This window comes from Ignavibacteriota bacterium, from assembly GCA_016713565.1.
Lineage (GTDB): Bacteria > Bacteroidota > Ignavibacteria > Ignavibacteriales > Melioribacteraceae.
The window spans coordinates 15,183-32,361 of sequence record JADJOX010000001.1; the positions used below are offsets into that span (position 1 = coordinate 15,183).

General features: G+C 31.2%; 16 protein-coding genes. 13 read left to right on the plus strand and 3 right to left on the minus strand.

The features are described 5' to 3' along the window. Positions 1 to 105: 105 nt before the first annotated feature. The 3 genes from IPK06_00110 (at position 106) to cysK (ending at position 3,897) form a co-directional block, all read left to right on the plus strand. A complete protein-coding gene (locus tag IPK06_00110) occupies positions 106 to 1,794 on the plus strand; it encodes a glucose-6-phosphate isomerase (GenBank protein ID MBK7978424.1) in 1,689 nt (562 codons plus the stop codon). A gap of 325 nt (positions 1,795 to 2,119) precedes the next feature. Then, entirely contained in the window at positions 2,120 to 2,962 is an 843-nt protein-coding gene (locus tag IPK06_00115; GenBank protein ID MBK7978425.1) for a serine acetyltransferase, read from the plus strand. Positions 2,963 to 2,985: 23 nt separating this feature from the next. Further along, a complete protein-coding gene (gene cysK / locus IPK06_00120) occupies positions 2,986 to 3,897 on the plus strand; it encodes a cysteine synthase A (GenBank protein MBK7978426.1) in 912 nt (303 codons plus the stop codon). Positions 3,898 to 3,930: 33 nt separating this feature from the next. On the opposite strand, the gene IPK06_00125 is transcribed toward cysK, so the two are convergent. Then, on the minus strand, positions 3,931 to 5,151 hold the full coding sequence (locus IPK06_00125) for a T9SS type A sorting domain-containing protein (protein MBK7978427.1): 1,221 nt from the start codon (positions 5,149 to 5,151) through the stop codon (positions 3,931 to 3,933). Between the two features lie 220 nt (positions 5,152 to 5,371). On the opposite strand from IPK06_00125, the gene IPK06_00130 reads away from it, so the two are divergent. Next, positions 5,372 to 6,364 (plus strand): NAD(P)-binding domain-containing protein, encoded by a 993-nt coding sequence (locus tag IPK06_00130; GenBank protein MBK7978428.1) that lies wholly within the window; start codon positions 5,372 to 5,374, stop codon positions 6,362 to 6,364. Positions 6,365 to 6,502: 138 nt separating this feature from the next. Next, positions 6,503 to 7,276: a ParA family protein gene (locus IPK06_00135; GenBank protein MBK7978429.1), complete on the plus strand. Its 774-nt coding sequence runs from the start codon at positions 6,503 to 6,505 to the stop codon at positions 7,274 to 7,276. Positions 7,277 to 7,280: 4 nt separating this feature from the next. Here IPK06_00135 and uvrB read toward each other — a convergent pair whose 3' ends face one another. Together uvrB and IPK06_00145 are read right to left on the minus strand one after the other, a co-directional pair. Further along, the gene (gene uvrB / locus IPK06_00140) at positions 7,281 to 9,293 is read right to left on the minus strand and encodes an excinuclease ABC subunit UvrB (GenBank protein ID MBK7978430.1); all 2,013 of its coding nucleotides are present in this window, start codon (positions 9,291 to 9,293) and stop codon (positions 7,281 to 7,283) included. Positions 9,294 to 9,366: 73 nt separating this feature from the next. Further along, complete coding sequence (locus IPK06_00145; GenBank protein MBK7978431.1) at positions 9,367 to 10,014, minus strand: DUF2807 domain-containing protein; 648 nt, start codon at positions 10,012 to 10,014, stop codon at positions 9,367 to 9,369. 153 nt (positions 10,015 to 10,167) lie between these two features. Here IPK06_00145 and IPK06_00150 point away from each other — a divergent pair, with 153 nt between their 5' ends. From IPK06_00150 to hisF, 8 genes are all read left to right on the plus strand, one after another. Continuing rightward, entirely contained in the window at positions 10,168 to 10,896 is a 729-nt protein-coding gene (locus IPK06_00150) for an esterase family protein (protein ID MBK7978432.1), read from the plus strand. Between the two features lie 241 nt (positions 10,897 to 11,137). After that, a complete protein-coding gene (locus tag IPK06_00155; protein MBK7978433.1) occupies positions 11,138 to 11,977 on the plus strand; it encodes an ATP phosphoribosyltransferase in 840 nt (279 codons plus the stop codon). 121 nt (positions 11,978 to 12,098) lie between these two features. After that, positions 12,099 to 13,382 (plus strand): histidinol dehydrogenase, encoded by a 1,284-nt coding sequence (gene hisD / locus IPK06_00160; GenBank protein MBK7978434.1) that lies wholly within the window; start codon positions 12,099 to 12,101, stop codon positions 13,380 to 13,382. Continuing rightward, the gene (gene hisC / locus IPK06_00165; protein MBK7978435.1) at positions 13,379 to 14,425 is read left to right on the plus strand and encodes a histidinol-phosphate transaminase; all 1,047 of its coding nucleotides are present in this window, start codon (positions 13,379 to 13,381) and stop codon (positions 14,423 to 14,425) included. The genes hisD and hisC overlap by 4 nt, the downstream gene beginning before the upstream one ends. Next, a complete protein-coding gene (hisB, locus tag IPK06_00170) occupies positions 14,422 to 15,021 on the plus strand; it encodes an imidazoleglycerol-phosphate dehydratase HisB (protein ID MBK7978436.1) in 600 nt (199 codons plus the stop codon). The genes hisC and hisB overlap by 4 nt, the downstream gene beginning before the upstream one ends. Further along, on the plus strand, positions 15,018 to 15,605 hold the full coding sequence (gene hisH / locus IPK06_00175; GenBank protein ID MBK7978437.1) for an imidazole glycerol phosphate synthase subunit HisH: 588 nt from the start codon (positions 15,018 to 15,020) through the stop codon (positions 15,603 to 15,605). The genes hisB and hisH overlap by 4 nt, the downstream gene beginning before the upstream one ends. Positions 15,606 to 15,704: 99 nt before the next feature. Then, on the plus strand, positions 15,705 to 16,424 hold the full coding sequence (gene hisA / locus IPK06_00180; protein ID MBK7978438.1) for a 1-(5-phosphoribosyl)-5-[(5-phosphoribosylamino)methylideneamino]imidazole-4-carboxamide isomerase: 720 nt from the start codon (positions 15,705 to 15,707) through the stop codon (positions 16,422 to 16,424). Further along, entirely contained in the window at positions 16,414 to 17,169 is a 756-nt protein-coding gene (hisF, locus tag IPK06_00185) for an imidazole glycerol phosphate synthase subunit HisF (protein MBK7978439.1), read from the plus strand. Before hisA ends, hisF begins: the two co-directional genes overlap by 11 nt. Positions 17,170 to 17,179: the final 10 nt, after the last annotated feature.

Here is a 17,179-nt window from a genome sequence, read left to right on the forward strand (position 1 = left end):
CGGTTTAACAATATTTGAAAAACATGAATTTCAACTGATTCAGTCCGTCAATTGTAATATTGTTTTTATATTTTTAGATAAACAAAAAAATAAAATGAGAAAATAATGGAAAAACCAACTGTAAAAATTATCCTCGGCAAGTATGAGAATGAAATAAATAATTCGATAAATGAACTGATAGAGAAAAAAATTGTAACAAGAATTTGGGAAAAAGATTTTACGGTATGGTCAAATTCACCGCAAGAAGTAACTAACAGATTAGATTGGTTATTCAGTGCAGATGAAACTTTATCGCACATTAATGAAATAAATTCGTTTGTTAGTGAAATTAAGTTAGAAGGGTTTACTAATGCATTATTGTTGGGAATGGGCGGCTCAAGTTTAGCTCCGGAAGTTTTTTCATTTTCTTTCGGAAAAAAGCAAGGTTATCTTGAAATGAAAGTTTTGGATAGCACTGATCCAACTGCAGTTAAGAATTTTACAAATGATCTTGATCCTGAAAAAACATTGTATATTGTTTCTACAAAATCCGGCGGTACAATTGAAACACTTTCTTTCTTCAAATACTTTTTCACATTCTGCCAGAACAAACTAGGTGAAGACAAAGTTAAAAAACATTTTATCGCAATTACCGATCCCGGCAGCGGTTTGGAAAAAATGGCTCAGCAATTAAATTTCAGAAAAATATTTGTAAACAACCCAAATATTGGCGGAAGATATTCGGTACTTTCATTTTTTGGAACTGTCCCTGCCGCGTTAATTGGAATTGACTTAAATAAATTGTTATCAAATGCAAAATTTGTAGCGGAAGATTGTAAGAAAGAGAAGAATATTAGTGCGGAAATTGGTGTTATAATCGGTAAACTTGCAAAACTCGGAAGAGATAAATTAACATTTGTCTATTCAAATAAAATAAATTCATTTGGAACATGGGTAGAGCAATTAGTTGCCGAAAGTACTGGAAAAAACGGAGTAGGAATTCTTCCGGTTGAATCTGAAAGTTTAGAATCACCAGAGTATTACAGCGATGACCGAGTTTTTGTTTACACGCATTTTGTCGGTGAAAATTCAAGTTCCGGTAAAATTGAAGCGCTAAAAAGTGCAGGTCACCCAATAATAGAAATTATTTTAAATGATGAATATGACCTCGGCGGGGAATTTTTCAGATGGGAATTCGCTACAGCTGTTTCCGGATGGATCTTGGGAATTCAGCCATTTGATCAGCCTAACGTTGAATCAGCCAAAATTGAGGCAAAAGCAATGATTAGTAATTTTGTAGAAAAAGGAGAACTGCCGAAACTAAATTATTCAATTGATGAAAACGGAATTAAATTAAGCGGTAATGTTGGCACAAATAACTTGGAAAATGCACTGAATGAATTTTTGCAAAATTTAAATACAGAAAAATATAATTACGTTTCAATACAAGCTTATATTACTCCTAATGATGAAACAACAAATCTTATTCAAATACTAAGAACTAAAATTCAGAAAAAATACAAAGCTGCCGTAACAATTGGTTATGGACCTAGATTTTTACATTCAACTGGACAATTGCATAAGGGCGACGGTGGAAACGGAATTTTCATTCAATTTTTATCCGATCGAAAAGATGAGGAAAAAATTCCAAAAGAAATTGGCCAAAAAGAATCTGAATTTTCATTTGGAATATTAATTGACGCACAATTGATGGGGGACCGTCAAGCATTGTTAAATAATAATAGAAAAGTAATTACAATTAATTTAGGCAATGATGTAAATTCAAACATTGAAAAATTAACAAAGCTAATTTAAATGGATATCGCGGATTTTATCCGCGATTTACTATTTGTATTACTCAAAAAAAACGGGAATATAAATTATATCGGAAATTAATTTTACTCGTTTTTTATTCTTTACATTAATAAAATTTTATAAGTTGACATCGAGTATTTTATTATATATAATTCGGTAATGAAAAAATCAAATCATATATTACCTTTTAGCAAAAATACAAATTTAGCTCTCGGATACCATTCCACCTGCATCTGTTGATGCTCAAAATACACATTCTAAAAATTTTAAAATAATTTTTTAATCCAAATAATTATTCATTTGAATAATTGGAGGCTGTCTGTTAATGGAAACTAATTTAAATAATTTATCTAAAACTTTAATTGAAGTAAGAAAAGATCATAAATTCATTAAGCCAATAAAAGCTGAAGCACAGAAATTTATAAATGATCTAATGCAATTGCTGTTCCCGCATTTAACTGCGGATATTTATTATTCGGAAGAAGATATAAAGAGTAAATTAATTTTGCTGAAACGAAATTTAAAATTCCTACTTAAACTTTTGAACAATAACGAAGATAAAACAATTGACAAAATAAGCAATGATTTCTTTGGTAAAATTGAAAATATAAATTCCGAACTTTGGAATGACGCACAAGCAATATACGAAGGCGATCCTGCCGCGCATAGTGTTGACGAAGTAATATTAGCATATCCGGGTTTTAAGGCAATTGCGATTTTTAGATTCGCTCATGTTTTGTTTGATTTAAATGTACCAATACTGCCACGAATTTTAACGGAATATGCACACCAAGAAACCGGAATCGATATTCACCCGGGAGCAAAAATCGGACATTCTTTTTTTATTGATCATGGTACTGGAATAGTAATTGGTGAAACCTGTAAAATAGGGAATAATGTTAAAATTTATCAAGGTGTTACTTTAGGCGCATTAAGCGTTGATAAAAAATTAGCGCAGACAAAAAGACATCCAACAATTTGTGATAATGTAATAATTTATGCTCAGGCGGTAATTCTTGGAGGTAATACAGTAATTGGAAAGAACAGCATTATTGGAGGAAACGCTTGGCTCACGGAAAGTGTTCCTGAAAATTCAATAGTTTATCATAAAAGTGAAATTCGTCTAAGAAAATCAAACGAACCGGAACCTTTGGAGTTTATTATTTAATACAAAAAACGAAAGGAATAAAAATGAAAGTCAATAATATTTTACAAACAATTGGCAACACTCCACATTTGAAAATAAATAAATTATTTGGAGACAAAACAAATGTTTGGATAAAGCTTGAAAGAGCTAATCCAGGCGGTAGCATAAAAGATAGAATTGCATTAGCAATGATTGAAGACGCCGAACAAAAAGGAATCTTAAAAAAAGGAAGTGTTATTGTTGAACCGACTTCAGGCAATACCGGCATTGGTTTGGCGATGGTAGCTGCAGTAAAAGGTTATGAATTAATTTTGGTAATGCCTGAATCAATGAGTATTGAAAGACGAAAAATAATGTCCGCGTATGGTGCCAAATTTGAGCTTACTCCAAAAGAAAAAGGAATGAACGGTGCAATTGAAAAAGCAAAAGAAATTGTCAGCTCAAATTCAAATGCATGGATTCCGCAGCAGTTTGAAAATCCTTCAAATGTGGATATTCATTTTAAAACTACTGCCGCTGAAATATTTAATGATTTTCCCGAAGGAATTGATTATTTAATTACAGGAGTTGGAACCGGAGGACACATTTCGGGAGTTGCGAAAGCATTGAAAAGTAAATTTCCTAATCTGAAAGTTCTTGCCGTTGAGCCTGTATTATCTCCGGTAATAAGCGGCGGAAAGCCAGGACCTCATCCAATACAAGGAATCGGAGCAGGTTTCATTCCAAAAAATTTATATACAAATTTGTTAGACGGTGTAATTCAAGTAGAAAAAGAAGAAGCCTTTTTATTTGCGCAAAAAGCGGCAAAATTTGAAGGTTTATTCGGCGGAATTTCTTCCGGCGCTACTTTAGCCGCGATAAATAAAAAATTACCCGAAATTCCGAATGGAAGTACAATATTGGGTTTCAATTACGACACGGGTGAAAGATATTTATCAATTGCGGATCTTTATTAAAATTATTTAGTAGAGATTTGATTCTTCAAATCTCTACTTTATAACTGTCATTACTTTTGTTTTAGTTAAATTGTTGAAATATAATCGGTAAAAATAAATTCCGCTTGCAAGGTTTGAAGCATCGAATTGAATTTTGTATTTTTGAGGTTCACTAGTTTCATTGACTAATGTTTGAACCTCATTTCCTAAAATGTCATAAACTATAATTCGTATTGAATTTGAATTATATCTACGGTTTTTAAGATAGGGAATTTTGTACTCAATATTTGTAACCGGATTAAAAGGGTTCGGATAATTTTGATAAAGTTCAAATTCCGAAATTAACGTTTCAGAAAAATTTGTTTTGGTTGTATTTTCTCTCGAATGCTGCTGAAAAAAATCCCAAATTAAATCTGTCGCATTTATTTGTTTAGAAACCTGATCACCGCCGATTCGCGGAACTGTCCCGCCCGGCCAAGAATGTCCGCCGTCATAAGTTACATATAATACTATATTATTTTTATCTCTGCAATTCGTCCATGTTTCATGCAGATATTTTTCGTTATCATTAAAAACAGTGTCAAAAATTGAGCACGAATTTAAATTTGCCCAAATATTTAAAATTGAATCCAGAGGAGGATAAGTATAGTTTGCGAATCCATCGCCTAGACCGCCATCAATTGGAACATTATTATCTAAAAATGAATGAAAATGAATAATCGGGATTGCATTATTCGGTTCGAATTTATTTTCATTAACCATTACGGAAGCAACAGGTGCCACAGCGGCAAATCTATAGTTTAGCTCGGCAGCCAATCGATAAGTCATCATTCCGCCATTTGACATCCCGCTTGCATAAATTCTGTTTACATCAATCAAATATTTTTGCTCAATTGTATCTAATAATGCCGAGATAAACCCAACGTCGTCTACATTTGAACTTGCCGCATAACCGCAGCAACCGCCAGCATTCCAAGTTGAAATATTTAATGGACTTTTAACACCTTCCGGATAAACAACTATAAATGGTACTTTTGCCGTATCGGATTTGCTGCTGAATTGAGATTGTTCTTCAATATTATATGCATTTCCAAAACCGCCATGGAGAACTAAAACTAACGGATATTTTATATTTGCATTTTGATCATAATTTGCGGGCAGATGAACTAAATAATTTCTCCAAATTTCGTTGTGATAAAGTGAATCATATTGACCAGAAATATTTATTGTAAACAATAAAATGTAAAAAGTAATGATTGAATGTTGTTTTTTCATAAAATAATTATCAAATGTCGCATGTGTTTATTAATTAAATGTGTAATTTTCGACCACTTATATGAAAAATTAAATCAGCAAGAAAGTTACTGTAATATATCGAGTTTAAAAACAAACCTCTAAATAATAATTTTAAAATTATATGCTTAAAAAATGATTCTATTTTTGATAGAATCTTTGAGATAAATCATTCATCTTATATTGGAAAAAAGGAAACATAATGTTTGAAATACTTATTATCGGAGCTGGACCTGGCGGAATTAGCCTTGGTGCGGAAGCGCGTAATTTCGGAGTATCAAAAGAGAAAATTTTAATTATTGAAAAGTCTGCCGAGCATTCATTTACCATTAAGAAATATTATCCCGATAAAAAATTAGTTACGGCAAATTATAAAGGATTTACTCCGGTTTGCACTGGCGTAATGTGTTTAACAGATTCTTCAAAACATGAAACTATATCATATTTGGATATGGCTATTAATGATAATGAATTAAATGTGCACTATAATGAATCAGTATATAAAATAGATAAAATTGAAAGTGACGGGTCATTTAAAATTTATACAGATAAAAATATTTACGAATCAAGAGTAGTTGCAATTGCCGTGGGAATTTTAGGAAAACCAAATAAACCCGAGTATAAAATTCCAGTCGAACTTAAAGAAAAAGTGCTTTTTGATTTGACAACTTTTGAAATAAAAAATTCCAAAGTATTAGTTGTTGGAGGCGGTGATTCAGCTTCAGAATATTGTCAATTTTTATCAGATGAAATTGAAAATAATGAGGTTTATTTAAGTTATAGGAAAAACGAATTTTCACGTATGAACGACATTAATAAGCAAAGTTTATTAACTCTTGCTGAAAATAAAAGAGTCAACTTACTTTTAAATTCAAATATAAATTCAATTACTGCTGATGATAATAAACCGGTTGCAAATTTCAACGAAGAAATAATTGGAAGTGAAAAATTTGATTACATAGTTTATGCATTAGGCGGAAGCACACCGGAAAATTTTCTTAAAACAATTGGTATTGAGTTTAACGGACCTGACCCAATACTAAAAGAAGGTTATGAAACAAATATTGCCGGTTTATTTTTAATTGGAGATCTTAGCGCGGGACAAAAAGGCGGTTCAATAATATGGGCTTTTAATTCTGCAAATACTGCTATGCAGAAAATTTGTAAAAAATACTTAAGGTGTGATTTTAACTAATCTGATTCCTTGAAATAATTATTTCATTATTTGAAATATAAATATTGATTAGCGTCATAACATTTTATTCGAAAATTTAGTATACTAATTGTACAAGTAATTTGATTAGATTCTTATTTGGTTTAGGGGATAAATTTTTTGAGTAAAGTAATTTCTGTCATTCTTCCAAAAGGGGGTGTTGGGAAAACGACTTCTGCTGTAAATCTAGCTATTGCATTATCAAAAAGAGATTATAATACTCTTTTAATTGACCTTGATCCAACAGCATCTTGTTCTTTATCTTTAGGTTTTAATGAAGAAAATATTTTTGGAGATGTGTTTGATGTTTTCAGCTATTCAAAGACTATTGATAAAGTAATTCATCCTACAGAAATGGAAAAACTTTTTTGCATTCCTCAAATGAAATTAAATTCTATTGAAGAAGGAAGGCAAAATAGATTGTTAGCAAATAATTATTTGCTGCGAAATATTATTAATAGTATTAGAGAAAATTATGATTTCATAATTTTTGATTGTCCTCCTTATTTATTTGGTACAACTTCACTAGCATTAATTGCATCGGATTCAGTTCTTGCCCCCATTAGAACAGATGAATATTCTTTGGATGCGATAAAGACATTAACAAGAAGAGTTGACTATGTTAGAACATTATATAATAATAATTTGAAAATTGACGGCATATTTTTAACAGCTTACGAAAATAATATAAAAGCAGCGTTTAAGATAAAAACAGAATTGTATAAAAGATTTCCGAGCATGATGTTAAATATTTCTATACCGAAAGATGTAAATATGCTGAATGCTACTTTTAGGAAAAAACCACTTATTTTATTGTTGCCAAAATCCAGAGCTTCTGAGGCATATATGAATTTAGCGGATGAATTATTAACGAAATATAATTTGCAGTTTTAGTTTTCTATTTTATCATTTTTCTTAATTTCTCAATTTCATCTCTCAAAGAAGCAGCTTTTTCAAATTCTAAATCTTTTGCCGCATTTATCATTTCCTCTTCAAGTTGAGAAATCAAATCCTCTTTTTGTTCATTGGTCATGTATCGTAAAACTGGTTCGGCGACTTTTGTAAAAACGGCGTCTTTATCATTATCTTTTTTACGTAATTCCGCTATTGAGGTTGAATTTAGAATTTCCTCACGACTTTTATAAATTGTTTTGGGAGTAATGTTATTTTCTTTGTTATACTCAAGCTGAAGTTTTCTTCTTCTGTTTGTCTCATTAATTGTTTTTGCCATTGAGTTAGTTATAACGTCGGCATACATAATTACTTTTCCGTTAACATTTCTCGCAGTTCTGCCGGCAGTTTGCATTAACGAGCGCTCACTTCTTAAGAATCCTTCTTTATCGGCATCAATAATTGCAACAAGTGAAACTTCGGGAAGATCCAAACCTTCTCTAAGTAAATTTACACCTACTAAAACGTCAAAATCTCCTATTCTCAAATCTCTGATAATCTCTACTCTTTCCAAAGCATCAATATCGCTGTGAATATAACGGACTTTTATATTAATTTTATCCAAATAATCTGTTAAATCTTCAGCCATTTTTTTTGTAAGTGTTGTAACTAACACTCGTTCACCGGACTTTGATCTTGAGCGAATCTCTCCAATTAGATCATCAATTTGACCTTTTATTGGACGAATTTCAATTTCGGGATCTAACAAACCTGTTGGTCGAATAATTTGTTCAACGTAAGCCCCTCCGGTTTTTATTAATTCATAATCTCCGGGCGTTGCGCTTATATAAACAATTTGATTGGTCAGTTTGTCGTATTCTTCAAATTTTAAAGGGCGGTTGTCCAATGCCGATGGGAGCCTGAAACCATGTTCAACCAATGTTTCTTTTCTTGATCTATCGCCCAAATACATGCCCCTAATTTGAGGAATTGTAACGTGAGATTCATCAATGATTAAGAGATAATCTTTGGGAAAATAATCAAACAAACAAGACGGTCGTGAACCCGGAGGTCTTCCATCCATGTGGCGCGAATAATTTTCAATTCCGGCACAATATCCTATTTCTCTCATCATTTCAATATCATAACGTGTTCGCTGTTCAATTCTTTGAGCTTCAAGATATTTTTCTTCAGACCAATAGTACTTTAGTCTTTCTTTAAGTTCATCTTCAATTGTTAGAATTGCACTGTTAACTTGACTTTTTGTGGTGACAAAGTATTTAGCAGGATATATTGGAACAGAATCAACTTCTTTGATAAAATCACCTGTAATCGCGTCAATCAAAGAAATCTTTTCAATTTCATCATCCCAAAATTCTATCCTTATTGCTTCTTCATATTGGTAGGCAGGTATAATTTCAACAATATCTCCTCTTGCTCTAAAAGTACCTCTTGTAAATTCTATATCATTTCTAGTGTAATAAATATCAATGAGTGAGCGTAAAAGTTTCTTACGTTCAATTGTTTCGCCTTTTCGCAAAAATACAATTTGCTGTGCATATTGGTCAGGCGCGCCAATACCATAAATGCAGCTTACACTTGCAATGATTATTACATCATTTCTGCCTTCTATTAATGAAGTTGTGGCTTTCAATCTTAAACGATCGATTTCTTCGTTGACGGAAAAATCCTTTTCAATATATAAATCGCGTTTAACTACATAAGCTTCCGGCTGATAATAATCATAATAACTAATAAAAAATTCAACCGCATTGTTGGGAAAGAACGACTTAAATTCGGAATATAACTGTGCGGCTAATGTTTTATTGTGTGAAATAATTAATGTCGGTCTGTTAATATTAGCAATAACATTTGAAATTGTGTAAGTTTTTCCACTTCCGGTAACACCAAGCAATACTTGATGTTTTTCTCCGGAAATAATTCCTTCGGTCAACTGCTTTATTGCTTCCGGCTGATCACCAGATGGTTTATAAGAAGATACTAATTCAAATTTATTCATGCTTTTAAAAATAAAAATGTCATTTCAAACTTTGAAAATACGCAAAATTGAAATGACAATAGTTATTTAAAATTTACTTTTTGTTTACTGAACCGCCTTTTGATGTATCGATTGAAATATCTTCCGGGTTTCCATAATAATCAATCGAGCCCTCACCTTTTACTTTTGCTTTCAGTGACTTTCTTGCGTTTATTTCGGCTTTAGCTTCTCCGTAAATATTTACTGTGGCACTTTTGGTCTGCAAATCTTTAGCTAAAAGTTTACCGTCACCTTCCAAAGTAACTTTTAAATAATCTGCTTTTCCTTCAATTGAAATTTCTCCTTCGCCATCGCCGGAAAGTTCAAGTTCATCTGTGTTTAATCCTTTAACATTAATATAACTTTTGCCTTCTGAATCTAATTCAACAAGGTCATGTACTGAAATTTTAATATTAATTTCGCGAAGATTGGTAATTTTTTCTTTCAGTTTAATAGTTAATTTTTCATCTTCAACTTTTGTTTCAATTATTGGAATTATATTATCTTCCGCGTCAATTTTTAATGATGAAACTTCACCGCTGGTAATTTCGATATTAAAATTTCCGTTAACTTCAATTTTGCTAACGTAATCAATTTTTCTTTCCTCGGTTACAGAATTTCCGCTTCCTTTAATGCTTGAAGTAAAGCAGCCAGCTAAACTGACAGAAATAATTATTAGTGTAAAAAGTATTTTTATTTTCATTGCTACCTCATTTAAATTGAAATTATTTTTGAAAATATACTTATAAAATTTCGAAAAGTTTAGTAATGAAATAATTTTATACACTATTTTTAATAGTTGAATTTTCATTTTGGAAAAAATAAATTTGTTTTTGTTTAATTAAGGCTAATGTATATGAAAAGAGAAATCCATAAATGGTATAGTCCAAGTTTGTTTAAAGATATGGAAATTGCGGTTTACGGTCATTACGGAACTCCATTGTTAATGTTTCCAACTGCGGGAGCTGATTTTTTAGAATATGAAAGATTTCAATTAATTGATTCAATTTCGTGGTTTATTAACGAAGGCAAATTTAAGGTTTTTTCAATCAATAGCATCAATAACGAATCATGGCTGAATAATTCTATTTATCCTCCTCACAAATCATTACGGCACGGGCAATATAATCAATACATAATTGAAGAAGTTGTGCCTTTTATTTATAATAATTGTAGCAGCATTGTACCAATAATAACAACCGGTGCTTCACTTGGCGCTTATCACGCCGCAAATACTTTTTTTAGATCACCATCGGTTTTCAGAGGAACTATTGCGATGAGCGGTGTTTATGATCTGAAATATTATGCAAAAGGTTATTATGATGATCATGTGTATTTTAATTCGCCAATAGATTTTCTGCCCAACTCTTTTGATGAAAATTATTTGAATCAAATGAGGAATAATTTGGGAATCATAATTGCATCCGGACAAGGAGAGTTCGAAGATCCAAGTTCTTCAATCAGGTTATCTAATATTCTTAACTCAAAAAATATTCAGCATTGGTTGGATTTATGGGGATTTGACGTTAAACATGATTGGCCAACATGGCGAAACATGCTTCCTTATTTTTTAAGTAAATTTTAATAAATACACTTTTATGAATAAATTTACATTTATGTATTTATATATTTTTTTCTTAAAGATAGTAAGTTGATTTTAATTTTATTATAACTATTTTTACGCCAATTATGAAGAACTTAACAAAAATATTTCATCATCACCATTGCCTAAATTTAATTAGTGTCGGTGAAATTTAAATAAAATGAAAAATATTTAATTAAAGAACCCCGACAGAAGTTGGGGTTTTTTGTTATTAGAGGAAATTATGGCGGAAAATTTAAAATTAGCTGTTCAAAAAAAAGGCAGACTACATGAAAAATCAATGCAGCTTTTAAAAAGCTGCGGCATTGATATTGAAAATTTTCAAGACAGATTATTTGTAACCGCTTCAAATTTTAACTTGGATATTCTTTTTCTAAGAGATGATGATATTCCGGAATATGTTCAAGATAATGTCGCTCACGTGGGAATTGTCGGGGAAAATGTTTTGCTTGAAAAAGGGTTAAATGTAGAACTTGTAAAAAAACTCGGCTTTGGTAAATGTACTTTGTCAATGGGAATACCGGAAAAATTAGACTTAAAAAGTACATCTGAACTTGAAAATAAAACAATAGCAACCTCATATCCCAATATTTTGAATAATTACCTTAAAGAAAATAAAATTAGCGCAAAAGTTATTCAAATCAGCGGCTCAGTTGAAATTGCTCCTACGCTTGGAGTTGCGGATTATATTTGCGATTTGGTTTCAACCGGCAATACATTGAAGTTGAACAAATTAAAAAAATCCTTCAAAGTTTTGGATTCTCAAGCCGTTTTAATCAAAAGTAAAAAATTAGAAAACGATATAGAAATCAATAATATTTTTAACAAACTTCTTGTAAGAATTGAATCGTCGCTGAACGCGAGAAATTCAAAATATATAATGATGAATGTGCCTAAAGATTCTTTGAATAAAATAATTCAAATAATTCCTTCGTTAAAAAGCCCGACAATTTTACCGCTTTCGGATGAAGGACTTTATGCTGTACATGCTGTAATAAAGGAAGATAAGTTTTGGGAAATTAACGAACAATTAAAAGATGCCGGAGCTTCCGGAATTTTATAATTACCGATTGAAAACATAATTCTATAAATGTTTTGGGATTACTTTTTACAAAAATTTAAATTCAAATATATCGGTGTTTTCTTAAATATATAATAATCAACGAACGAAGCAATTTTTGAAAATGAAAACAATAATTTTCAGCAAACTTAGCAAAAAAAATAAAAGTTCAATTCTACAACGTCCGTCAATTGATATGACTAAAACATATCAAATAGTTCAGCCTATTTTAGCTGATATAAAGAAAAACGGAATTAAAAGTGTTGTTCAATACGCAAAAAAATTTGATGGGTTTTCAAGTAATCAAATTAAAGTAACTGAAAATGAAATAAATAATAGTGAAAAAAATGTAACAAACGATTATAAAAAAGCAATTAGAGTCGCGGTAAAAAATATAACTAAATTCCACAAAGAACAATTGCCAAAAAATTATTCCATTGAAACAATGCGAGGAATAAAATGCTCAAGAGAATTTAAAGCTATTGAAAATGTCGGATTATACATTCCAGGCGGAACGGCAATTTTACCATCAACTTTAATGATGTTGGCAATTCCCGCGAAAATAGCCGGTTGTAAGAAAATAATTGTGTGCTCACCTACAAAAAAAAATATGACTCCCGAAGTTTTATATGTGGCAAAATTATTGGGTATCAAGGATATTTATAAAGTCGGAGGAGCTCAAGCAATTGGTTTAATGGCTTATGGAACAGAGGAAATATCAAAAGTTGATAAAATATTCGGACCGGGAAATCAATTTGTAGCAGCGGCAAAAGCTTTAGTAAGTATTGATCCAAATGGCTGCGCGATTGATATGATAGCCGGACCAAGTGAGTTATTAGTAATCGCTGATGATTCTGCCGATCCAAAATTTATAGCTTCGGATTTGCTCTCACAAGCTGAACACGGAAATGATTCGCAAGTTATATTGTGTACAACAAGTATTCATTTAAGCAGAAAAGTCGCGCAGGAAATAAAAGTCCAAACAGAAAATCTTGAACGAAAGGAATTTGTTAAAGGTTCTTTGGATAATTCATTTATAATTGTTTTTGATAAAATTGATGACGCGATTGAGTTTAGTAATTCTTACGCTCCTGAACATCTAATTCTAAATTTTATAAATGTTAAATCAAAATTATCAAAAATACGAAATGCGGGCTCTGTGTTTGTCGGACAATATTCACCCGAAAGTGTTGGGGATTATGCGTCGGGAACAAATCATTCACTGCCTACTTACGGTTATGCAAAATCAATAGGCGGTGTTTCAGTAGAACAATTTATGAAAGGAATAACTTTTCAGCAATTAAGTAAGGAAGGATTGTTTAATATTTCTAAATCCGTTATTGAATTAGCTAATACTGAAAAGCTGCAAGCTCATGCAAACGCGGTTAAAATTAGGTTAATAAAATGATTGAAAAATTAGTTAGAAAAAATATTCTTAAATTAAAACCATATACTTCAGCGAGAGATTCTTTCTTAGAAGGAATATTACTCGACGCAAATGAAAATAGTTTGGGCAGTGTAATAAAAGATGATTACAATCTACAATTAAATCGTTATCCGGATCCGGCGCAAAATAAGTTAAGGGAAAAATTATCAAAATATTTAAATGTATCGCCGGATAAGTTATTTTTTGGCGTTGGTTCCGATGAAATTATTGATTTGTTAATACGAATTTTTTGTGAACCTAAAAAAGATTCAGTTATAATTCCTGAACCGACATACGGAATGTATCAAGTTGCTTGTGATATTAATGAGGTTGAAACAATTACTGTTCCGCTTAACAAAAATTTTCAAGTTGATGTTAATTCTACATTATCGGCGGTTAAAAAAAATACAAAAATGATTTTTTTATGTTCGCCTAATAACCCAACGGCAAATTCTCTAAGTAAAAAAAATGTAATTCAAATATTAAATAACTTTAATGGAATTGTTGTTATAGACGAAGCTTATATTGATTTTAACGAAACGAAATCATTTTTAAAGGAACTGAAGAAATATCCGAATTTAGTAATTACCCGAACATTCAGTAAAGCTTGGGGTTTGGCGGGAATTAGATGCGGATATTCAATAGCCGATGTGTTTATAACAAAATTATTATTTAAAATTAAAGCCCCTTACAATCTAAATAAATTAACCGCAAATGCTATTCTAAATTCATTGCAAAATGTAAAACGAAAAACCCAATTTGTTGAAAAACTTAATTCGGAAAAAGAAAAAATCGTAAGTGAATTAAAAAGTATTAAACAAATTCAAAAAATATACCCGAGCGACGCAAACTTTATTTTGTTCAAAATTAAAAATGCGACGGATATTTATAATAAGTTAGCTGCAAAAGGTGTAATTATAAGAAATAGAAGCAACCAATTAAATTTAGATGATTGTCTTCGCGTATCAATTGGAACTCCAAAAGAAAATAAAACATTTATTAAAAAGCTTAAAGAAATATTATGAACGGAAATGAACTTAAACGCAAAGCTGAATCGATTAGATCAACAAAGGAAACTAAAATAAAAATATCTGTAAATTTAGACGGAAGCGGTGAATCCAACATCAATACCGGAATAGGATTTTTTGATCATATGCTTGAGCAAATAGCCAAACACGCGAACGTTGATTTGGATATTCACGTTGACGGCGATTTGCATGTAGATGAACATCATACGGTTGAAGATGTCGGAATTACTTTAGGTGAGGTTTTGTTAAAAGCATTAGGTGATAAAAAAGGAATTCAGCGATATGGATTTTATGTCCCAATGGATGAATCGATTGCGTTATGCGTTATCGATTTAGGCGGGAGATTTTATTTGAAATTTAAAGCTAAATTTGAAAGAGAATTGGTTGGAGAATTTCCCACGGAATTAACAGAAGAATTTTTCAGGGGGTTGGCAAGCGGATTAAAAGCAAATATTTTTATTAAAGTGAAAGGGCAAAACGATCATCATAAAATTGAAGCGATTTTTAAATCATTTGCCAAAGCACTAAATGAAGCATGCAGACTTGATGAAAGAAACAAAGGAAGAATTCCTTCAACAAAAGGTATTATATGATAGCATTAATTGATTATGGCGCCGGTAATTTAAAATCCGTCGCAAATGCATTGGATGATCTTAAAACGGAATATAAAATCACAAATAAAAGTAATGAAATAAATGCTGCGGATAAAATTATTTTTCCCGGCGTTGGCGAAGCTGCTTCTGCAATGAATAAATTAAATGAAATGAATATTGTAGAAACAATTAAATCAACAAACAAACCGCTTTTGGGAATTTGTCTTGGAATGCAATTAATGGCTACTTTTTCAGAAGAACGAAACACAAAATGTTTGGATATTGTTAAATTAGTTGTTAAGCAATTTGATTCCTCAAAAGTAAAAGTTCCTCATATGGGTTGGAACATGGTTGAATATAAAACTACAAATAAACTTTTTACAGATGTTAAAAGCGGCGAAAATTTTTATTTTGCCAATTCGTATTTTGTACCAATTTCAGAATATACAATAGCTTCCACTAATTATGATATAATTTTTAGTTCGGCAATTAATAAACATAATTTTTACGGTGTTCAATTTCATCCCGAAAAATCCGGGAAAGTCGGACTTCAAGTTCTAAAAAATTTTGTTGAATTATGCTGATTTTAAATTTTATATAGTTGTAAAAAAATAATAAAACAATTTATTGTCATTGCTATTTTTAATATAGCATGATGTAATTTTAATGAAAGAAAAGTAATTATGTTAATTATACCTGCAATCGATATTATTGACGGAAAAGTTGTAAGACTTTCCAAAGGAGAATATAATTCAGTTGTAAATTATAATATTGATCCAATTGAACAGGCAAAAATTTATAACGAATTTGGTTTCGAATGGCTTCATGTTGTTGATCTTTCCGGTTCAAAAGATGGAAAAATTGAGACGATAAAAATAATTGAAGAAATTAAAAAAACAACTAAATTGAAAATTGAATTCGGCGGTGGAATTAGATCGTTAAATGACGTAATTGATCTTTACAATATTGGTGTTGAGGGAATAATAATAGGATCATTATCAATTACGAATAAAAATGAATTCGAATCAATTTTTGATAAAATTGAGCCATCTAAAATTATTATTGCGGCAGATGTTTTAGATTATCAAATTAGAATAAAGGGTTGGACAGAAAACTCTAATATACATTTGTTTGATCATATTGAATACTGCAGTAAATTAAAAATAGATAATTTTCTTTGTACCGATATTGCCGTCGACGGAATGCTGACCGGACCAAGCTACAATTTATATAAATCCGTAGCTGAAAAATATCCGAATATTAAATTAACGGCTTCGGGCGGAGTAAGCAGCATTCATGAAATTTTGCAATTAAAATATTTGCCATTGCGCGGCGTTGTAATTGGCAAAGCAATTTATGAAAATAAAATAAATTTAGAGGAGCTGGCAAAACTTGCTTTGTAAAAGAATTATTCCTTGTTTAGATATAAAGGACGGAATTGTTGTTAAGGGAACAAACTTCGTAAACTTACGCGAAGCAGGTTCAGCAGTTGAACTTGCTGAAAGATATTATGAAGAAGGCGCGGATGAATTGGTATTTTTAGATATTACCGCAACTTTGGAACGAAGAAAAACATTAGCTGAATTGGTTGAAGAAGTATCAAAGGTAATTAGAATTCCATTTACGGTTGGCGGAGGAATTTCTAAAATTGAAGATATTGAAAAATTACTTAACGCCGGAGCTGATAAAGTTTCGTTAAATTCTTCAATTGTAAAAAATCCAAATTTAATTTCCGACGCTTCAAAAAGTTTTGGAAGTCAAGCTATAGTTGCGGCAATTGATTCAAGAACAATTGGAGATATTCACAAAGTTTACATTAAAGGCGGAACCGAAGAAACTGAATTAGAAACAATTTCTTGGTGTAAAAAAGCTGAAGAACTTGGAGCCGGAGAAATATTGCTTACATCAATGAATAAAGACGGCACAAAATCCGGTTATGATATTGAATTACTCAAGTATTTGTCGGAAAATTTAACTATCCCGATAATTGCGTCCGGCGGCGCGGGAACAAAAGAGCATTTTCTGGAAGCATTTAAATATGCAAATGTCGACGCTTGTCTTGCCGCAAGTTTGTTTCATTATAAGGAATTGGAAATTATTGAATTAAAAAAATATCTATTCCAAAACAAAGTCAATGTAAGACTGTAAATATTATTCG

What these genes read in the sequence shown, in the direction of transcription:
- IPK06_00110 (MBK7978424.1), top strand. Translation starts at nt 106, where the DNA reads ATGGAAAAACCAACTGTAAAAATTATCCTCGGCAAGTATGAGAATGAA.
- IPK06_00115 (MBK7978425.1), top strand. Translation starts at nt 2,120, where the DNA reads ATGGAAACTAATTTAAATAATTTATCTAAAACTTTAATTGAAGTAAGA.
- cysK (MBK7978426.1), top strand. Translation starts at nt 2,986, where the DNA reads ATGAAAGTCAATAATATTTTACAAACAATTGGCAACACTCCACATTTG.
- IPK06_00125 (MBK7978427.1), bottom strand. Translation starts at nt 5,151, where the DNA reads ATGAAAAAACAACATTCAATCATTACTTTTTACATTTTATTGTTTACA.
- IPK06_00130 (MBK7978428.1), top strand. Translation starts at nt 5,372, where the DNA reads ATGTTTGAAATACTTATTATCGGAGCTGGACCTGGCGGAATTAGCCTT.
- uvrB (MBK7978430.1), bottom strand. Translation starts at nt 9,293, where the DNA reads ATGAATAAATTTGAATTAGTATCTTCTTATAAACCATCTGGTGATCAG.
- IPK06_00145 (MBK7978431.1), bottom strand. Translation starts at nt 10,014, where the DNA reads ATGAAAATAAAAATACTTTTTACACTAATAATTATTTCTGTCAGTTTA.
- IPK06_00150 (MBK7978432.1), top strand. Translation starts at nt 10,168, where the DNA reads ATGAAAAGAGAAATCCATAAATGGTATAGTCCAAGTTTGTTTAAAGAT.
- IPK06_00155 (MBK7978433.1), top strand. Translation starts at nt 11,138, where the DNA reads ATGGCGGAAAATTTAAAATTAGCTGTTCAAAAAAAAGGCAGACTACAT.
- hisD (MBK7978434.1), top strand. Translation starts at nt 12,099, where the DNA reads ATGAAAACAATAATTTTCAGCAAACTTAGCAAAAAAAATAAAAGTTCA.
- hisC (MBK7978435.1), top strand. Translation starts at nt 13,379, where the DNA reads ATGATTGAAAAATTAGTTAGAAAAAATATTCTTAAATTAAAACCATAT.
- hisB (MBK7978436.1), top strand. Translation starts at nt 14,422, where the DNA reads ATGAACGGAAATGAACTTAAACGCAAAGCTGAATCGATTAGATCAACA.
- hisH (MBK7978437.1), top strand. Translation starts at nt 15,018, where the DNA reads ATGATAGCATTAATTGATTATGGCGCCGGTAATTTAAAATCCGTCGCA.
- hisA (MBK7978438.1), top strand. Translation starts at nt 15,705, where the DNA reads ATGTTAATTATACCTGCAATCGATATTATTGACGGAAAAGTTGTAAGA.